Annotated in this window: 21 protein-coding genes and 1 pseudogene; 11 read left to right on the top strand and 11 right to left on the bottom strand. The window is 62.6% G+C overall.

Annotated elements, in window-relative coordinates; genetic code table 11:
* Positions 1-121 precede the first annotated feature (121 nt).
* Together Q355_RS0107860 and tsaE are read right to left on the bottom strand one after the other, a co-directional pair.
* Positions 122-1,366 carry an extracellular solute-binding protein gene (locus Q355_RS0107860; RefSeq protein ID WP_027877296.1) on the bottom strand — a complete coding sequence of 415 codons (1,245 nt, stop codon included), beginning with the start codon at positions 1,364-1,366 and terminating at the stop codon, positions 122-124.
* A 96-nt stretch (positions 1,367-1,462) separates the two neighbouring features.
* The gene (gene tsaE / locus Q355_RS0107865) at positions 1,463-1,891 is read right to left on the bottom strand and encodes a tRNA (adenosine(37)-N6)-threonylcarbamoyltransferase complex ATPase subunit type 1 TsaE (protein ID WP_027877297.1); all 429 of its coding nucleotides are present in this window, start codon (positions 1,889-1,891) and stop codon (positions 1,463-1,465) included.
* Between the two features lie 80 nt (positions 1,892-1,971).
* Between tsaE and Q355_RS0107870 the strand changes: the two genes are divergently transcribed.
* Positions 1,972-3,177, top strand: a complete 1,206-nt coding sequence (locus Q355_RS0107870) for a TCR/Tet family MFS transporter (protein WP_027877298.1) — start codon at positions 1,972-1,974, stop codon at positions 3,175-3,177.
* A gap of 130 nt (positions 3,178-3,307) precedes the next feature.
* Here Q355_RS0107870 and Q355_RS0107875 read toward each other — a convergent pair whose 3' ends face one another.
* Both Q355_RS0107875 and relB read right to left on the bottom strand, forming a co-directional pair.
* Complete coding sequence (locus Q355_RS0107875) at positions 3,308-3,577, bottom strand: type II toxin-antitoxin system RelE family toxin (RefSeq protein ID WP_027877299.1); 270 nt, start codon at positions 3,575-3,577, stop codon at positions 3,308-3,310.
* Entirely contained in the window at positions 3,561-3,773 is a 213-nt protein-coding gene (gene relB / locus Q355_RS0107880) for a type II toxin-antitoxin system RelB family antitoxin (protein WP_027877300.1), read from the bottom strand. Before relB ends, Q355_RS0107875 begins: the two co-directional genes overlap by 17 nt.
* 179 nt (positions 3,774-3,952) lie before the next feature.
* Here relB and Q355_RS0107885 point away from each other — a divergent pair, with 179 nt between their 5' ends.
* Positions 3,953-4,207 (top strand): type II toxin-antitoxin system Phd/YefM family antitoxin, encoded by a 255-nt coding sequence (locus Q355_RS0107885; protein ID WP_036259014.1) that lies wholly within the window; start codon positions 3,953-3,955, stop codon positions 4,205-4,207.
* 106 nt (positions 4,208-4,313) lie between these two features.
* Positions 4,314-4,568, top strand: a pseudogene (locus tag Q355_RS17120) (type II toxin-antitoxin system VapC family toxin); the annotation flags it as partial.
* A 232-nt stretch (positions 4,569-4,800) separates the two neighbouring features.
* On the opposite strand, the gene Q355_RS0107895 reads toward Q355_RS17120, so the two are convergent.
* Positions 4,801-5,895: a C45 family autoproteolytic acyltransferase/hydrolase gene (locus tag Q355_RS0107895; protein WP_245597527.1), complete on the bottom strand. Its 1,095-nt coding sequence runs from the start codon at positions 5,893-5,895 to the stop codon at positions 4,801-4,803.
* Between the two features lie 180 nt (positions 5,896-6,075).
* Between Q355_RS0107895 and Q355_RS15600 the strand changes: the two genes are divergently transcribed.
* Both Q355_RS15600 and Q355_RS0107910 read left to right on the top strand, forming a co-directional pair.
* Entirely contained in the window at positions 6,076-6,651 is a 576-nt protein-coding gene (locus tag Q355_RS15600) for a chromate transporter (RefSeq protein WP_051529354.1), read from the top strand.
* Entirely contained in the window at positions 6,644-7,162 is a 519-nt protein-coding gene (locus Q355_RS0107910) for a chromate transporter (protein WP_027877303.1), read from the top strand. The genes Q355_RS15600 and Q355_RS0107910 overlap by 8 nt, the downstream gene beginning before the upstream one ends.
* Positions 7,163-7,165: 3 nt before the next feature.
* On the opposite strand, the gene Q355_RS0107915 is transcribed toward Q355_RS0107910, so the two are convergent.
* A complete protein-coding gene (locus Q355_RS0107915; protein WP_027877304.1) occupies positions 7,166-8,140 on the bottom strand; it encodes a GNAT family N-acetyltransferase in 975 nt (324 codons plus the stop codon).
* Between the two features lie 32 nt (positions 8,141-8,172).
* On the opposite strand from Q355_RS0107915, the gene Q355_RS0107920 reads away from it, so the two are divergent.
* On the top strand, positions 8,173-8,370 hold the full coding sequence (locus Q355_RS0107920) for a hypothetical protein (protein ID WP_027877305.1): 198 nt from the start codon (positions 8,173-8,175) through the stop codon (positions 8,368-8,370).
* On the opposite strand, the gene Q355_RS0107925 is transcribed toward Q355_RS0107920, so the two are convergent.
* Positions 8,342-9,289: a GNAT family N-acetyltransferase gene (locus Q355_RS0107925; protein WP_027877306.1), complete on the bottom strand. Its 948-nt coding sequence runs from the start codon at positions 9,287-9,289 to the stop codon at positions 8,342-8,344. The genes Q355_RS0107920 and Q355_RS0107925 overlap by 29 nt on opposite strands.
* A gap of 268 nt (positions 9,290-9,557) precedes the next feature.
* On the opposite strand from Q355_RS0107925, the gene Q355_RS0107930 reads away from it, so the two are divergent.
* From Q355_RS0107930 to Q355_RS0107950, 5 genes are all read left to right on the top strand, one after another.
* A complete protein-coding gene (locus tag Q355_RS0107930) occupies positions 9,558-10,277 on the top strand; it encodes an SDR family NAD(P)-dependent oxidoreductase (protein ID WP_027877307.1) in 720 nt (239 codons plus the stop codon).
* A 35-nt stretch (positions 10,278-10,312) separates the two neighbouring features.
* Complete coding sequence (nrdR, locus tag Q355_RS0107935; RefSeq protein ID WP_027877308.1) at positions 10,313-10,843, top strand: transcriptional regulator NrdR; 531 nt, start codon at positions 10,313-10,315, stop codon at positions 10,841-10,843.
* 67 nt (positions 10,844-10,910) lie between these two features.
* Positions 10,911-11,654 (top strand): zinc ribbon domain-containing protein, encoded by a 744-nt coding sequence (locus Q355_RS0107940; RefSeq protein ID WP_245597528.1) that lies wholly within the window; start codon positions 10,911-10,913, stop codon positions 11,652-11,654.
* Positions 11,639-12,154 carry an NUDIX hydrolase gene (locus Q355_RS0107945; RefSeq protein ID WP_245597529.1) on the top strand — a complete coding sequence of 172 codons (516 nt, stop codon included), beginning with the start codon at positions 11,639-11,641 and terminating at the stop codon, positions 12,152-12,154. The genes Q355_RS0107940 and Q355_RS0107945 overlap by 16 nt, the downstream gene beginning before the upstream one ends.
* Before the next feature lie 115 nt (positions 12,155-12,269).
* Positions 12,270-12,548, top strand: a complete 279-nt coding sequence (locus Q355_RS0107950) for a DUF4160 domain-containing protein (protein ID WP_027877311.1) — start codon at positions 12,270-12,272, stop codon at positions 12,546-12,548.
* Positions 12,549-12,555: 7 nt separating this feature from the next.
* Here the strand turns inward: Q355_RS0107950 and Q355_RS0107955 are convergent, their stop codons facing one another.
* The 4 genes from Q355_RS0107955 to Q355_RS0107970 all read right to left on the bottom strand — a co-directional run bounded on the left by Q355_RS0107955 (position 12,556) and on the right by Q355_RS0107970 (position 16,618).
* Positions 12,556-13,326: an SDR family NAD(P)-dependent oxidoreductase gene (locus Q355_RS0107955; RefSeq protein WP_027877312.1), complete on the bottom strand. Its 771-nt coding sequence runs from the start codon at positions 13,324-13,326 to the stop codon at positions 12,556-12,558.
* A gap of 146 nt (positions 13,327-13,472) precedes the next feature.
* Entirely contained in the window at positions 13,473-14,354 is an 882-nt protein-coding gene (gene aguB, locus Q355_RS0107960) for an N-carbamoylputrescine amidase (RefSeq protein WP_027877313.1), read from the bottom strand.
* Positions 14,351-15,412, bottom strand: coding sequence for an agmatine deiminase family protein (locus Q355_RS0107965; RefSeq protein ID WP_027877314.1), 1,062 nt, complete (start codon positions 15,410-15,412; stop codon positions 14,351-14,353). The genes aguB and Q355_RS0107965 overlap by 4 nt, the downstream gene beginning before the upstream one ends.
* 93 nt (positions 15,413-15,505) lie before the next feature.
* A complete protein-coding gene (locus Q355_RS0107970; protein WP_027877315.1) occupies positions 15,506-16,618 on the bottom strand; it encodes a trans-sulfuration enzyme family protein in 1,113 nt (370 codons plus the stop codon).
* Between the last annotated feature and the right edge of the window lie 26 nt (positions 16,619-16,644).

Raw genomic sequence — 16,644 nt, forward strand, 5'->3', positions numbered from 1 at the left:
CTAAGCTGGATTAGCCCAACGTTTGGACAGCCAGCTATCGGTGGCCTTGCGCTGCACAGTGACACAACCAGCGCGATAGCTCCAGATTATTGTCGGCTGCGCCAGCCGTACGCAGACCTCGTTACTTCCAGAAGTTGTCCAGCAGCTTTTGCTCCTCGGCCACGGCCATTCGCCAGGACTCCGCCGGGTCTTTGTTTTCCAACAGCACCCGGTTGATGGCATCGGTCATGACTTTGCGTTGCCCAATTTCATCTACAAAAGGCGTGGCTTTGGCATAGGCCAGCGAGAGCACGAAGGGGCCAAAGACCTTGTCCAAGGTGAGCTTAGGGTCTTTGATCAGGCTTTTGCGGGCGGGCAGCTCGCCTACCTTCTCGAGCCAGTAGCGCTGTGTATCTTCCGAGACCAAAAACTCCAAAAACTTAAGCGAGGCGGCTTGCTTGGGCCCGGTGGCCAGGGGGGTCAGGCCGTGCATCCAGAAGGAGCCATAGTTCACCTTGCGCGCACCGGCTTTTTGCAGGGGTAGCTCGGCGACGCCCCAGTTGAACTTGGCCCCGTTGCGGATGGTGCCGATGGCAAAAGAACCGTCAATAATCATGCCCACTTTGCCAGCGATAAAGGCGTCGCGGTAGGCGTTGTTGCCAGGGAATAACTGGTTGCCCAGGGTGCCCACGTTGTATTTCTTGAGCCAGTCGGTATAGAAGGTGAAGGCTTTGAGGCCAGCGGCATCGCCATAGAGCACCTTGCGCCCATCGTCGGAGTAGGGCCGCCCGCCAAACTGCCGGATCAGTACCTCGCGCACCAGGTGGTGGTCTTGCCCATCGGGGGCCATGGCGTAGCCCAGTTGGGTGAACTTGTTGCCGTCCTTGATGGTGAGCTTAGCTGCGATGTTGAGGAACTCATCCCAGGTTTTGGGCGGGTTTTTGAAACCGGCGGCGTTGAGCAGGTCACGGTTGTAGAAGAGCGCCAGCGAACGCACCGCCGTGGGCATACCATACAGTTTGCCGCCCACTTTGGCAGCCTGGGCCAGGCTGGAGAACTCGCTGTCCAGCACCTTGATGTACTCATTGGGCATGGGTTGCAGATAGCCGGCCTTGACCCAGGTGGGCAGCCAGCCATAGAACAGGTTGACCACATCGGGCCCCTGGCCGGCAGGAATCGAAGAGGCCACCTTTTGCTGATAGGCGTCGAAGGGGAAGGTCTGGTGCTGTACCTTGATGCCAGGGTTGGCCGCCTCGAACCGCTTGATGAGCTCGTCTATGGCCTCCACTTTGCTCCTGAAGTCGTATTGCCAGTAGGTGATGGTGACCGAACCCTGGGCCAGCGCCGCTCCCAACAGGGCGACCAAGATGAACAAAGCTCTGCGCATGAACTTCCTCCTTCAACCTCGAGGGGTCGTAGGCGATTATACGGCGAATCTGCCCCTGGCCCAAAAGCCCTCCTGCTGGCTTGCGGGAAGTGAAGATTATTCGCTTAACGGAGGGGCTGCTGTGTTTCCGTGGGGGATGAGCTCGAGCTGTCGCCCCTGCGGGGTGGGGGTCAGGCGAATTTCCAGGCTATCGGGAAACACCTCGGGCTTCCCCCATTCGATGAGGATCAGGCGAGCCTCGGGCAGGTAGTCCTCGAGGCCCAAGTGATAAAGCTCCTCCTGGTCGGCCATGCGGTAGGCGTCAATGTGAACAAGCAGGCCCTCTGCGGTGGGGTATTCGTGGATCAGGGTGTAGGTGGGACTGGTAACCTCACCTTTGAACCCCAGGGCCTCGGCGATGAACTTCACCAGGGTGGTCTTGCCTGCCCCCATGGGCCCCGTAAGCAGCACCAGCGCCCCTTTGGGCAGGCGCTGTACGAGCTGTTGGGCAAAGGAACGGGTATCTTCCAGATGCTTCAGAAGCACGTCTACTAGCTTATCGCGGTTGCGTAGTTGAGCCTATGCTTCCAATCCGCTGGAACCTCGGGTGTCATAATTGCGCGGTCATGTCGAAGAACGCCTCTATTCCCTTCATCCTGATTTCGGTACTTATCAACGTGATGGGCCTGGGTTTGGTCATTCCAGTCTTGCCCAAGCTCATCGAGACCCTGGCGGGGGGCGTGGAGCTGGGGGCCCGGCTCAACGGCCTGTTTTTTGCGGTATATGCAGTGATGCAGTTTGCCTTTGGCCCCATTCTGGGCATGCTTTCCGACCGCTACGGGCGCCGCCCGGTGCTGCTGGCCTCGCTGGTGGGGACTGGCGTGGATTATTTGATTGCCGCCCTCACCCAGTCCATCTGGGTGCTGTTTGCGGCTCGAGTGATTGCCGGAGCCCTGGGGGCCAGCCTCTCCACTGCCAACGCCTACATTGCCGATATCTCCAAGCCCGAAGAGCGCGCCCGCAACTTTGGCCTGATTGGGGCCACCTTCGGGATGGGTTTCGTGTTGGGCCCGGTGCTGGGGGGATTTTTGGGCAATATCGACCTGCGCCTGCCCTTCTACTTTGCTGCAGGGCTGGCTTTTCTGAACTTCCTGTATGGCTACTTCGTGCTGCCCGAGTCGTTGAAGCCCGAAAACCGCAGTACCCAGACCCGCTCGCTCAACCCGTTTGTGGCCCTCCTGGTCTTGCGGAAAACCCCTATCCTGCGGGGCTTATCCCTAAGCCTCTCGCTTATCTTTCTGGCTTTTGGGATTCTGCAGAGCGTGTGGGTGCTGTACACCGCCTACAAGTTCGGCTGGAGGCCGCTCGAGGTGGGCTTATCGCTGTTTCTGGTGGGGTTGGGCGGGGTGATTGTACAGGCCGGGTTGGTCAGGCCGGTGGTGGCCCGCCTGGGCGAGCGCCGGGCGCTGACCCTGGCCCAGAGCGTGGGGTTTTTCTCCTTTACCCTGTATGGCCTGGCCACCCAGGGCTGGATGATGTACGCCACCATCGCCCTGGCCGCTTTGAGCAACCTGGGCCAGCCCCTCATCCAGTCCTTTCTAACCCGCGAGGTCTCGCCGCAGGAGCAAGGAACCCTGCAAGGGGCCCTGGCCGGGCTGCAAAGCCTGACGGTGGCGGTGGGGGGGTTGCTGGGCGGGGTGCTGTTTTCCCTGGTGGCCAAGCCCGACCTGGCCTACGGGCTGCTGGGGCTGCCCTTTTTTGCTGGGGCCATGCTCTATGCGGTGGCGGCGGCCAATACGGCCCGCCTGTTTCGCTCGCTTCGGCAAGGCTAGCGGCGCTTTGTCGGCGCCTGTCAGGTTGGCCTGGGAGATCAAGCCTTTGTTTTGTTGACGGCTTCTTGCCCTCTTTTCGCTGTCCATCGCTCCAAGAGGGGGGCAAGAAACTTGCTTTTGGGGCAACCGCTCAGCGGTAGATGTCCCGCCGGTGGCCCACCCGCAAGACCAGAATGCTGATGCTTTGGTCGCGGATGTGGCAGACCAGCCGGTAATCGCCCACGCGGTACTTCCAGAATTTGCCCAGCTCCGGCCCGTGCAAGGCTTCTCCAATGCTGCGCGGGTCATCCAGAACCGCCACCCGCTCGCGCAAGAAGCGCAGGATGCGGCGGGCTGCCTCGGGGTCTAGCTTTCCAAGCTCTTTCTCGGCTCGCGGGTCGAACTCAATCCTGTAGCCCAAGGCGGCGCTCCACTTCGTCTAAGGGGATGGCGGGGAGGTGAGCCTCGAGCCGTTTTACCGCAAGGTAATAGTCCTCGAGATCGTCCAGGTGCTCCAGGATGGCCTGGCGCACGTAGTAGCTCTTGCTGCGCCCGGTCTTCTGGGCGAGCTTTTCGAGGCGCTCCTCGATTTCCCTGGGCAAGCGGATGGCAAGCATTGCTTTACAAGTATAGCACTATACCGCCAGCCTAACTTCCAGGCCCGGGTGGGTGGTTCCTGTCTTCTGCCACAGCGCTGAACGCAGTTCTTATCCCCGACCTGGCAAGGGGGGCGGCCATGCCAAGGCCCTGGCTTATAGCTGGAGCCTGGTCAGACCAGACCTGATATGCTGAGGGTATGGCTGTGGTAACCAACATCTCCGAGGCCAAGGCCCGGCTCTCCCAGCTGGTGGAACGGGCCGAGCGCGGCGAGACCATCATCATCGGGCGCAACGACCGCCCGGTAGCCATGCTGGTGCCCTACCAGGAGACCAGGGAGCCGCGTCCTTTGGGGGGACTCAAGGGGCAGATCTGGATTGCGCCGGACTTCGACGCGTGCGATCAGGAGATCCAGCGCATCTTCGAGGGGGGCGAGGTTGAACCTGCTTCTTGATACCCACATGCTGTTGTGGGCATTTGCAGATGATCCACGGCTTTCTCCTGAGGCCCGCGACCTCATCACCGATGGCGAAAACCTGGTCTAAGCCAGTGCGGCTTCCGCCTGGGAAATCGCCATCAAAAAAGCCCTGGGTAAGCTCAGCCTGCCCGGGGATTTCGAAGCCCACCTGCGCTACCACCGCTATACCCCCCTTCCCATCAGCGTATCCCACGCCCTGGCTGTGGAAACCCTGCCCCAGTACCACAGCGATCCTTTCGACCGGCTCCTGATTGCTCAGGCCCGCCAGGAGCGGCTGGTTCTGCTCACTGCCGACCACCGGCTTAGCCGATACGGAGACTGGGTGCGGCCCATCTAGACCACATCCCTGGATTTTGTCCGGCCCGAATGCATATACAGCCCCAACCTCGCCCAACTTCCGTCACCAACCCCTACCTCACACAACACGGTTTGGAGGCGGCCTCTAAAAAAAGGCCATTATAGCCAGGCCTGGTCGTTCCAGGCGCAATGGGAAGACTTCCCCGCGGGCGCAGGGCTCGAGGGGGTACGGTTTTGGAATCAGCAAGCGGAACCTTTTGGCTAGACGGCCATCAAACCTGGTAGCGGGTGTAGGGGTTTTCGTGCGGTGGCCCGTCGGAAATCCACAGCTCCAGAGTGCCCAGGTTCATAATCACCGAAGCCAGGGTGCGGTAGGGTTCGCCTAGCGCGTATTCCTCCTGACTGGCGGTGCGGCAGACCGCGTAGGGTGCCCCCTCCCGATCACGCAGTGCAGCTTGCAGGTCTTCCAGGCCGGGTTTTTCCACCTGAGCAAGCCGCAGGGCCAGCCGTTCGGCCCGGTGGTGTGAGCGGTCGAGCCACTCGATGGGCGGCACCTCGATGCCGAAGCGCTCGGGGGCCAGGTAGTGGTTGGCGTGCACCAGCTGGCGTGGGTCTTCCCACTGAGCCACCCCGCTGGGCGAGACCTCGAGGTCGAGGGCTTGGGTGCCCTGCCCCAGCAGGAAATTGCCTGAAGCGGTACGGGGTTCTTCCAGCACCACGGCTTGAGCGGCCCGTAAGGTTTTCTGCCGCAGCACCTCGTAGGTGCGCAGGTGGAAGGGCTTGCCCAGCCCGGCCCAGTTGTCGCCCAGCGAGACCAGCCCGTTGATGCACAGGCCCAGGCCGTGGGAGTTGAGCCCGATCTTGCCGCCAAAGATGCCCGCCTCGGTAAAGGCCAGTATCCGGGTTCCGTCGGGCTCGGTGATGTGCTGCAGGGCCCCCTGCACCCCTTCCATCCAGTCCCAGTTCTGGCCCAGCCACAGGTGGCCGTCGGCGCTGTGGGCGGGCATCAGGGCAAAAGCGGTGCAGCCGTTGGGGGCCTCGTGGGGTAGGTAGACCGGGGGGGTGTCCTGGGCAAACTGGTAATAGATGATCTCGTAGCGCACGTTGAGGGTGGCGATGTCCACCAGCGGCTGGCCCGACCCTGCTGCGATGCCCTCGAGGCCCCTGGCATAACCTGGGTTTTGTTGCCGGATGGCCTGGAGGTAGCGCGCCCCCCGCTCGCGGGCCTCGGTGGGGGAGAGCTTGCACTCGACCTCGAAGCGGCGGAAGTAGAGCTCGAGGTTGTGGGCAATCCGCTCGGCCCAGGCCGCACCCTGCTGGTGGCCCTGGTCGTAAGGGGGGCCGGAGAGTCGCAAATAGGGCAGCATATCCCCTGCCATTATGCGCCCTGGCGGCTCAGATTGAACACAAAGCCTGGCCCACCCCGCCGCAGGGCGTGGTTCACGCTCAGACAAGCCTCGGTTGTACTCCGGCGGAACCATCTGAGGAGGCAGCCCTTTATGTCGCAGACGACGTAATGCACCGCCGAAAAGTGTATCATCCGGGGCATGAAAGTGCCGCTTGGTAAGCTTTTCTGGGCGTTTTTGCAGGTGGGGCTGGTGGCTTTTGGCGGTGGGGGCACGGCCCAGCTGTACCAGGCCATTGTGCTGAAGCGGGGCTGGATGGAGGAGCGCGAGTTTCTGGAAACCACCGCCCTGTGCCGCATTCTGCCGGGGCCGGTATTCGCCAATACTGCAGCTCATCTGGGGATGCGCCTGGGGGGTGTGCCGGGGGGCCTGCTGGCCCTGCTGGGGGTCTTGACCCCAGGGGCCCTGCTGATGCTGTTGCTGAGTTTTGCCTACTTCCGCTTTGGCGCAGTCCCCGGCTCAGTGGCCGAAAGCGCCCTGAATGGGGTGGCGGCTGCCGCTATTGGTTTGATTCTGGCCACCATGCTGCGCCAGGCTCCCCTTGCGCTGGACTCGCTCAAGGCCATGGGGCTGGCCCTGGGGGTCTTTGCGACCTATGGCCTGCTGCACTGGCCGTTGTTGCTGGTGCTGCTCTTGTTTGTGCCGGTGGGCATGGCTTTGTACTGGCAAGAGGCCCGTCTACCCATGCTGGAAACGGAGGCCGAGGGGCGTGGGTGAAACCCTCGAGGTCTTTCTGGCCTTCCTGCGTTTTGGGGTGCTCAGCTTTGGCGGGGGCATGGCCAACCTGCCCGAGATGGCCCGGGTCATCATTGGCAACGGCTGGGTAACCCGCCAGGAGTTTGCCGACGGCTTTGCCCTGGGGCAGTTTGTGCCGGGGCCCAATATGCTGGCGGTGCTGTTCTATGGCCTGAGCGCCGCGGGGCTGGGCGGGGCTCTGGCCGCTGCCCTGGGCATGTTTTTGCCGGGCGCGGTGGGGGCCATGTGGTTGGTGTGGGGCTGGCAGTGGATGGCCAGGGCCCAGTGGAGCCGGGCCTTACGCAAGGCGTTGGTGCCCATCAGCATGGGCTTGAGCGCCAGTATGGTCTTGGTGCTGGTTCAGCTTAGTGTGGACTCGCTTTTCTGGGGCCTGGGGGTGTTGGTGGGCTGCTTCCTGATTTACCGCGGCGTGGGGGTGGCCGCCGTAATTGCTGGAGGGGGGCTGCTGGGGCTCTTGCTGGGGCTCGGATAGGGGTTACGAGGGGCTCGAGGTCTCTTGAAGGGTCAGCACATAATCGATCCAGGCAGGCTGTTTGACGAAGCCCAGCGCCTCGTTGATGGCGAGCATGGCCCGGTTGCCCGTTTCGTTGCCGGTGCGGATTTCTTTTGTGCCATAGGCTTGGGCGAAGCGGATCGCCTTCAATTTGAGCGCCAGGGCCAGGCCTTTGCGGCGGTAGGCCCGGCGGGTGCCGGTGAGGCCGGTTTGCAGGTAGTCGCCATCGGTTTTCCAGAGGGTGCTCAGGGCTACATACTGGCCGGTGGATTTGTCTATGGCTACAAAATGACCTTCGGGCAGGTAGTAGCGGCTCTCGAACACCCACTTGCAGTAGTCCTCGAAGCTCACCTCGCTCATCTCCTCGGGGCGGGGTACGTCCAGGCGGGCCTCGAGCCAGAGGTCGTAGAGCTTTTGCCGGTGCGCTTTGTCGGCCTCGAGCTCCTTCAAGCTCTTTAGCTCAAACCCCGCTGCTTCCACCGCCTCTATCCGGCCCGCCCAGGGGCTGAAGTCGAAGCTCTGCACGTTCAGGCGCGACTCCCAGTAGCGCATCTTCTCGGCAAAGCCCAGCTTTTGGAGCCAGGCCAGGGCCTGGGGCTGATCCTCGCGGGTGCTGCTCAGAATCGAGATGGGGTGGTGGGGCTTTAGGGCGCTTAACACCTGCCGGTACAGCGCCTTGCCAATGCCCTGGCTGCGGAACGCAGGCTTCACCGTGACCCAGACCCCAAACTTCTGCGGGTGGTACATGCCCTCGAACTGGGTGTAGTCGCCCACACCCACCACCTGGCCTTCTACCTCGGCCACAAAGCGGCCCCACTTAATCTGGGGGGCGTGGTCGTCGTGCTCGCGCAGGCTGGCTTCGCTGTGCGCTTCGTCGGGCCAGGCGGTTTTCAGCACCTCGGCAAGGGCCGGGTAGTCGCGGTCTTCGAAGGGTCGGATGACAAGGTTGAAAGACATGAAGGCTCCTCGGTGAGTGCTATCCTGAAGGGGTGAGCAAGAAGACCCGCCAAAAGCTGGCCGCCATCGTGACCACGGTGGTGTTTGGCTTTTTGTTGTTCAAGCTGCTCGAGCGCACCTTCGTGCTGATCTGGGTCAACACCCCCTGGTGGGGTGCGCTCTTGATGTTGATTGTGCTGTTTTTGCTCATCGACTACCTCATCAGCCGGGCCTTTGGGGTACGGGACTGAGGCGTAAAAACACCGTGGCCGGCTCCTTGACAAAGCCCATCGCCTCGTTGATGGCCAGCATGGGCCGGTTGGCCTGGTGGTTGGAGGTGCGGATGTACCGCGCCCCATAGGCTTTGGCGAAGGCTGCGGCCCGCAGCTTGAGAGCCAGCGCCAGGCCCTTGCGGCGGTGGCTTTTGCGCACCCCGGTGAGGCCGGTTTGCAGGGTCTGGGGGCGATGGGACTTGAAAAGCATACTCACCCCCACCAGCCGCTCGCCTTCCAGGGCTACAAAGAACCCCTCGGGCAACAGGTTCGGGTCTTCCAGGGTGCGCTTCTGCCAGACCTCAAAGGGCCAGGGGGTGATGGGCTCGGCTGCTGGCACATCGCCCAGGAGCTCGATTTCCAGCTCGTATAAGGCCCGCAGGAAGCCCTCCTCCTGCCAGGGCAACTCGCTCAGGGAGGCCAGCGCAATGCCAGGCGGCAAGGGGCGCACCAGGGGGGTGGGGTCGAAGGCGGCCAGATCCAGCACCGACGGCCAGCGGCGCTCCACCTCGGTGAAGCCCTGCTCGAGCCAAAAGCGGTACTCCGGCCAGTTTTCCCTGACCTGTGCCCAAAGCTCCTGGGGCTGGTGGGGAGTCAGCCGTTCCAGCAGGAAGTCCCAGAGCTGCGCCTGCAGGTTCTGGGCTTCGGGGCGCAGGTAGTACTGCACCTCGAGGGCCCCCGGCTTGGGGTCGTAGTAGGGGGTGGCGTACTCCAGCATCCCCACCACCTGACCATTTTGTTCGACCAAGAAGCGCTCGAGCAGGTCGCCTTCTGCGCGGGTCTGATCCAGGTGCTTTAGCCCGGCGAGGTTCAGGGGGCTCTCGGGGTGGGCGGCCTGGCGAATGGAAGCATAGGCCTGGTAGTGCTCCAGAGTGAACTCAAAGGGGTGTATGCGCATAGGGCTCCAAAAAAAGCGGGGGGCATTCGGTTTGCCCCCGCCTGGATTAAAGGCGCTTTTATGGCATTCGTGTACCCATGGGGCGGCAAACCACCGATGTTGCGGGGATGGACTGAAAATGAACGGGCATCGTAGGTTCACCTCCTTGGTGCTGCTTGCGCGACTGCTGGGAGTGTAGCACGGGGTACGGGAGCTTGGCAAGGCAGTTTTGGTTGTTGTTGTCACTTGGTTACGCCCCACACAGCTTTTTGCGCTATGATAAGGGGCAATGGTCGAATTTTCACGAGATTTGTTGGGTTTGGAGCAGCGCATCGTGATGGTGACGGGGGCGGGGCGGGGCTTTGGCCGCTCCATCGCCCGTTCCTATGCCCGCAATGGGGCCACCGTCATCACCGTTGACCCCGACGTAGAGATGGCGACCGCCATCGCCTCCGAGGTTGAGCAGCTAGGTGCCCCCGCCATTCCCATCCGGGGGGATATGTCGGTGGTGCTGGACGTGATGAACACCTTCGAGAAAATCGAGGAGCTTTTCGGAGTGCTGGATGGGATTGTCCACGTAACCAGTGCCGAGAGCAAAACCCCCTTTGTGGAGCTGCTCGAGGGGGAGTGGTACGACCTGCTCAATGCCGACGTGAAGTCGAGCCTGTACGTGTTGCAGCAGGGCTTGCGCTACCTGAGTGGGGGCGGCTTCGTCACCCTGGTGCTGCCCCCCCTGCAGCGGGAACAACCCCACGTTGCTGCGATTCGTGGGGCGGTGTCGGGCCTGATCGAGGGGGCCACCCGCATCTTCCCTACCAACGTGCGGGTCAATGGGGTGATACCCAGCCGTGATCCCGTAGGGGAGGAGCACGATCGCTCCCTGGTGCGGGTAGCTGTGGCCCTGGGCTCGATGGTCTCGGAGGGGGTTCGGGGCCAGCTCCTGGAGGTTTTGCTACCCGAGCCGCCCCACCAGCCCGAAATCTACGACCTGCTGAGGGAGCTGCCCTGAGGGAGCGGGGCGCTCTGGCCCCTTGGATTGAGCCTATGAACTGCCCTTTTTGTGGAAACCCCGATAGTCGCGTGCTGGACTCGCGCCCTTCTGACGAGGGCTCGGTAATTCGCCGCCGCCGCGAGTGCCCAGCCTGCAAGCGCCGCTTTACCACCTACGAGCGGGCCCAGGTGGAGCCGTTGCTGGTCATCAAGCGTTCGGGGCGCAAGGAGACCTTCGACCCCAACAAACTGCTGCGGGGTTTGACCTTAGCGGCCCGGAAGCGGCCCATCGACCCGGAGGTTTTGCAGGAGTTCGCCTTTGGCTTTGAAGATACGGTCAAGGAAATGGAAATTGCCTCCGAGGAGATCGGCCTGCGTTCGCTGGCTTTCCTCAAGGAGCTGGATCCGGTGGCCTACATCCGCTTTGCCTCGGTCTACCGGGAGTTTGATAGCCTGGAAAACTTTATCGAGGAAGTGCGTAAACTCGATCGCAAACCGGGTAAGGGTAAAAAAGCACATAAAGAAGAAAAGTCCGAAGAAGAAATGTCCGACCTGGCTGATGAGGCCAAGCTGGGGACAGTCTGATGACAGTCTGGGTTGGCTGGACAAAATCCCAATCCCTGGCCGCTGACCTGCTCGGGGGTGTTAGACTATGGGTGTGAGTGACCCGCTGGCCGAGTTGAACCGTCTGCAGGAACGTGACCTCGAGCTTGACCAGATTCGCGAAGACCAATCCCGCATTCCCGAGGAGCTGGCCCAGGCCCGTCTGCACTTGAGGCAATTGGAAATTCATCTGGGCGATTTGCAGGAGCAGCTGCGTGAGGTGCGTATGGCCTACCATAAGGCCGACCTCGAGCTGCAAGACCTGAAGAGCAAGCGTGAAAAAGCCAAGGCCGCGCAGGCTCAGGCCACCGGGGCCAAAGAGCAGACTCAGTACGGCGAGCAGATACGTCAGCTTTCGGGTCTGATTGAAGACCTCGAGGGCAACAACAAGGACATCGTGGGCCAGATTATGCCCCTGCTGGAGCAGATCGAGAAGCTGGAAGAGCAGCTAATCCAGGTAAAAGCCCAGGTAGATGAGGCCAGGCCCAGGCTCGAGGCCCTGGAAACTGCCAACCAGCAGCGCGTGGATGCCCTCGAGGCCGACTACCAGTCCAAAAAGGCCGACCGTGACCAGCTTGCAGCCACCATCCCGGCGGCCATCGTCAAGGAGTACGAGTCGATTCGCAGGGCCCGCAAAGGCACGGGTCTGGCCAAAATGGCCAAAACCGGCAACGGCTACCGCTGCACGGCCTGCAACGTGCAACTTCCCATGCACGTGGCCCAGCAGGTTCACCAGGCCAGCAAGGTGGTGCGCTGCCCCTCTTGTGGGCGCATCCTGTGGAAAGGCGAATAGCCCGCCACATGCCCTATACCCCCATCCTGGCTACCCTGGGCTTCGTGCTTTCGCCCAGCGGACGAGAGGTTTTGCTGGTTCATCGCAATGCCCGGCCCCAGGATCCGGCCTATGGCAAGTACAACGGCCTGGGGGGCAAGCTCGAGCCCCACGAAGACGTGGCGGCGGGCATGCGGCGGGAAATCCTGGAAGAGGCCGGCCTAACCCCGCTGCAACTCAGCTTGCGCGGCACCATCTCCTGGCCAGGGTTCGGCCAGGGTGGTGAAGACTGGTTTGGCTTCATCTTTCTGGTCACCCGCTGGTCGGGGGTACCCTTTGCGGCCAACACCGAAGGCGAGCTGCACTGGGTTCCTATCCAGAAAATTCTGCGCCAGGAGCTGCCCATGTGGCCGGGCGACCGCTACTTCTTGCCGCTGGTCTTCGATGCTGACCCGCGCCCCTTTCATGGGGTGATGCCCTACCAAAACGGCCAGCCGGTTTCCTGGCAGTACCACCGTTAAAGTTAAGCCCTGCTGTGGGCTCTCATGCGGCTTTTCTGGCATCGTGCTACTATGGCGTTACGTTTTCGTACTGCTTTACGGTTTTATATCACATTAGAGGGGCGTTCAAGGTCTTATGATTACTCTTCATCGTTCGGGACAGTATCGCTTCTACGTCAACTCGGGCTACAACCTCGAGCAACCCTACATTTGCGTCAAGCACGAGGGACATTTCGCTAAATTCAGCTTGCAGCCGCTGGCTTTACAGTCCAACAATGGTTTTTCCCGTACCGAACTGGGCCGCATCCAGCAGGCCATTCTGGATGCCCGCGACCAGTTGCTCAAACACTGGGCCAACGCCAGGGGCACCGAGGGCGAAAAGCCCAGCGGCGAACTCTTGCTGCACGAACAGTAGGCCCAGGCTAAACCGGCCTTCCCGCCATCATAAAGCTGGCCGTCATGCCGCCATCCACCGGCAGAATCGCCCCGGTGATAAAGCTGGCTTTTTCGGAGGCTAGAAATACCACCGCCTGAGCGACTTCTTCGGGTTTTCCCAGGCGGCGCAGGGCGTGCAGGTCTTCCCAGTCCTGGCGGGTCAGCTCGGGGTGCTCGGAGATCTGGATGGCTTCCAACACGCTCTCGGTGGCGATGGCCCCCGGCGCGACCGCATTGACCCGGATGTTCATGGGGGCCAGGTCGAGGGCCAACGAACGGGTCAGGTTGACCAGGCCCCCTTTGGAAGCGTTGTAGGCGGCGTTGTTCTGCTCAGCAAAAAGCCCCTGCACGCTGGCCACGTTCACAATCGCACCCCCGCCGTTTTTGACCATCTCCCGTGCCGAAAGGGCCGAGAGGTGCATGGGGGCGGTCAGGTTGACCTCGAGGGTGCGCTGCCACTCGTCCAGCCCCACCTTGAGGGCCGAGCCCGGCGCAGCAATGGCGGCGTTGTTGACCAACACATGGATGCTGCCCCACTGCTTGACGGCCTGCTCCACAAAGCGCTCGCGGTGTGTGGCCTGGGCCAGGTCGGCGTAGACGAAGAGGGCGCCTAAGCGCTTGGCGACCTCGAGGCCTTCGGGTCGAATGTCACACAGCACCAGCAGGGCCTGCTCTTGGGCAAAGGCCTCGGCAATGGCCCGCCCAATGCCCCTTGCGGCCCCCGTTACCAGCACCACCTTGCCTCGAAACATGCTCAAAGTTTATCCAAAACCAGGTTATTGCGCTCTCCGCTTTGCTATCGCAATCCGAAGAGGGGTTCAAGCGCTTTCTTGATTTTTGAGCTCGAGCGGTAGCAAACCTGGGGCCGCGTACCTGATTTTCAGGTTATAGTTCTTTTTGCTCCTCAGGAGCGGGGAGGGCGGGTTTTGCCGTCCAGGGTCAGGAGGGGGCCGTAGAGGTCGGGCCTGCGGTCGCGGAAGAAGCCAAAGCTGGCCCGGAAGGCGCGGGCTTCTTCCAGGTTCAGGTCGGCCAGTAGAACGGTCTCTTCGCTGCGACCGGCCTCGGCTAGCTTGTTGCCCATGTAGTCGGCGATGAAGGAAGAGCCGTAATAGGTCTGGCTATAGCCCTCCACCACCTCGGTGCCCACCCGGTTGGCCGCCGCCAGGTAGCAGAGGTTTGCCACCGCGTGGCCGATCATGGCGCGCTGCCACATGTCTTTGGTGTCGAGGCCCCCGGCCTCGGCGGGCTCGGAGCCGATGGCCGTGGGGTAGAGCAGCAGCTCTGCTCCCAACAGGGCCATGCTGCGGGCGCACTCGGGGAACCACTGATCCCAGCAGATGCCCGCTCCGATGACGCCAAAACGGGTCGAAAAGGCCTTGAAGCCGGTATCGCCGGGGTTGAAGTAATACTTTTCTTCGTAGCCGGGGCCGTCGGGGATGTGCGATTTGCGGTAGATGCCCAGGATTTCGCCCGAAGCGTCCACCAGGGCCAGACTGTTGTAGTAAGCCTGTCCGGCTTTCTCGAAAAACGAGATAGGCAGAACCACGCCTAGCTCCTGGGCCAACCGCTGGAAGTGGGGTAGAAAAGGGTGGTTTTCCACCGGGTGGGCCAGGGCAAAGAACTTCTCCCGCTCGGCCTGGCAAAAGTAGAGGTTCTCGAACAGCTCCGGCAGGAGCACGATGTGGGCCCCCTGGGCGGCGGCCTGGCGTACCATCTGGGTGGCCTTGGCCACGTTTTGGTCGCGGTCGGTGGTCATGGACATCTGAACCACGGCTAGCTTGGTCATGACAGCTCCTCTGTGGTGGGCGAAACTTTCCATATTTTACCGGCGGGCTGTTGCTGGGTGACGCAGTGGAAGCTACCCCCGCCGGTAATCAGGTAGCGGCTTTTGAGGCCGATAACCTCGCGTCCGGGGAACAAAGGCCGCAAAATTTCCAGGGCCTTTTCGTCGTGGGGGTCGTCGTAGATGGGCACCAGCACCGCCCCGTTGGCGATGTAGAAGTTGGCGTAGGTGAGGGGCAAGCGAGTATTGCCGTCCAGCCAGCGGGGGTTTTTGGGCAGAGGTAGCTCCACGATGCGAAAACCCTCCAGACTGCGCAGAATTTCCAGGTTCTCTTGCAAAGGGCGGTGGTTGGGGTCGTCGGGGTCGGGCGAGACCGAGGTAACGATGGTGTGGGGCGAGGTAAAGCGGGTAAGGGTATCAATGTGGCCGTCGGTGTGGTCGCCCTCGAGCCCGTCCCCCAGCCAGACCACATGGTCAATGCCCAGGAACTGATTCAAGTAACCCTCGAGCGCCTCCTCATCCAGGCCGGGGTTGCGCTCTGGCGAGCGCAGGCACTGGCGGGTGGTGAGGCATACGCCCTCCCCGTTGACCTCGAGCGAGCCCCCTTCCATCACGATGCCGGCATGGAATAGCCGCATACCCAGGATGCGGGCCATGTGCAGGGGCATCTGGTTGTCCTGCTGGGCCGGGTACTTCCCCCCCCAGCCGTTAAACTCCCAGTTGACGGCGGCCACCTCGGCTCCAGAAGCCGTGGCGCGGGAAACAAATATGGCCCCGGAGTCGCGCAGCCACAGGTCGTCGTGGGGGATGTGGTGGAAGTGAATGGGGCCACTAAGCCGGGCCTGGGCGTCTTGCTCGGATTCCTCGTCGTTTACTACCAGGTGCACTGGCTCGAAGCGGGCCAGCGTGTTGACAAAGGCTGCGAACTCCTGCCGCACGGGTTCCAGGTAGCCCAGCCATTTCTCTTCGTCGTAGGGCCAGGCCGTCCAGGTGGCGGCATGGGGGGCCCACTCGGCGGGCATAGCAAAGCCCAGGGCGCGGGGGGTGAGGGTCTTCTCCACAAAAGCTAGAGTATAACAGCTTGGTGAACAGCCGCGTCAGCGGTCTGTCCCAAAGGGGATCGTCCGCTGGTGAACCGCGATGAAATGACCCCGCTATAGGGCCTGCAGGGCGGCCTCGAGGTCGGCCCAGAGGTCCTCCACGTCCTCGATGCCCACACTCAGCCGCAAAAGCGAGGGGGGCAGGTGGGTCTGGCCGGGGATGGCCGCCCGCCGCTCCATGGTGCTCTCCACCCCCCCCAGGCTGGTGGCGTGGCGGATGAGCTGTACGTTGCGGCAGAGCGCATCGGCCTCGGCGGCCCCGCCCAAGAGGTCGAAGGAGATGATGGTGCCGAAGCCCTTGAGCACCCGTTTGGCAATGGCGTGGGTGGGGTGGGAGGGCAGGCCCGGATACCGCACGCGGGCCACCTGGGGGTGCTGCTGTAGGCGTTCGGCCAGCGCCTGGGCGTTTTCCTGCGCTTTTTGCAGGCGGAGCGCCAGCGTGCGCGCCCCCCGCACCGCCAGGAAGGCCTCGAGGGTGCCGGGGGTGGCCCCGTTTAACGTCCGGGATTTTTGCAGGGTCTGCCAGAGGGCCTCGTCGCGGGTGGTGGCGATTCCGCCCAGCAGGTCGGAGTGGCCGCCAATAAACTTGGTGACCGACTGGATCGAGACCGTGGCGCCAAACTCGAGCGGCTGCTGGTTCAGGGGGGTGGCAAAGGTGTTGTCCACCGCCAGTATGGCCCCGGGTTTGCGTGGGGCCGAGCCAATGGCCGCCAGATCCACCACCGTAAGCAGGGGATTGGAGGGGGACTCGAGCCAGATCAGGTCGGCCTCCGCGCAGGCGCGAATCCAGCCCTCGGTATCCTCCAGCGCCAGCCGTTGCACCGACCAGCGCCCTTTTTCGGCCCCCACCAGGGCCAGCCCCACCACCCCCTGGTAGCAGTCGTCCGGCAGCACCACCACTGCCCCTGGCGGAAGCTGGTCGAAGACCGCCGCCACCGCGGCCATGCCCGAGGCGAAGGCCACCGCCCGACCGGCCTCGAGGCCCCCCACGATCTCCTCGAGGGCCTCCCAGGTCGGCGTGCCGCCGTCGCGGGCATAGGCCCGCTCTTTGCCCAGAATAAAGTTGGAGGCCGGAACCAGCGGGGTGTTCAGGGGTTGGCCGGGCTCGGAGGGGCGGCCGGCCGCCACCAGCCAGGAGGCCGGTTTGAGTTGGGAGGGCTTGTCCACGCCCGCAAGTATACCCACCTGCTACA

It is taken from the genome of Meiothermus cerbereus DSM 11376 (genome assembly GCF_000620065.1).
Taxonomy (GTDB): Bacteria; Deinococcota; Deinococci; order Deinococcales; family Thermaceae; genus Meiothermus; species Meiothermus cerbereus.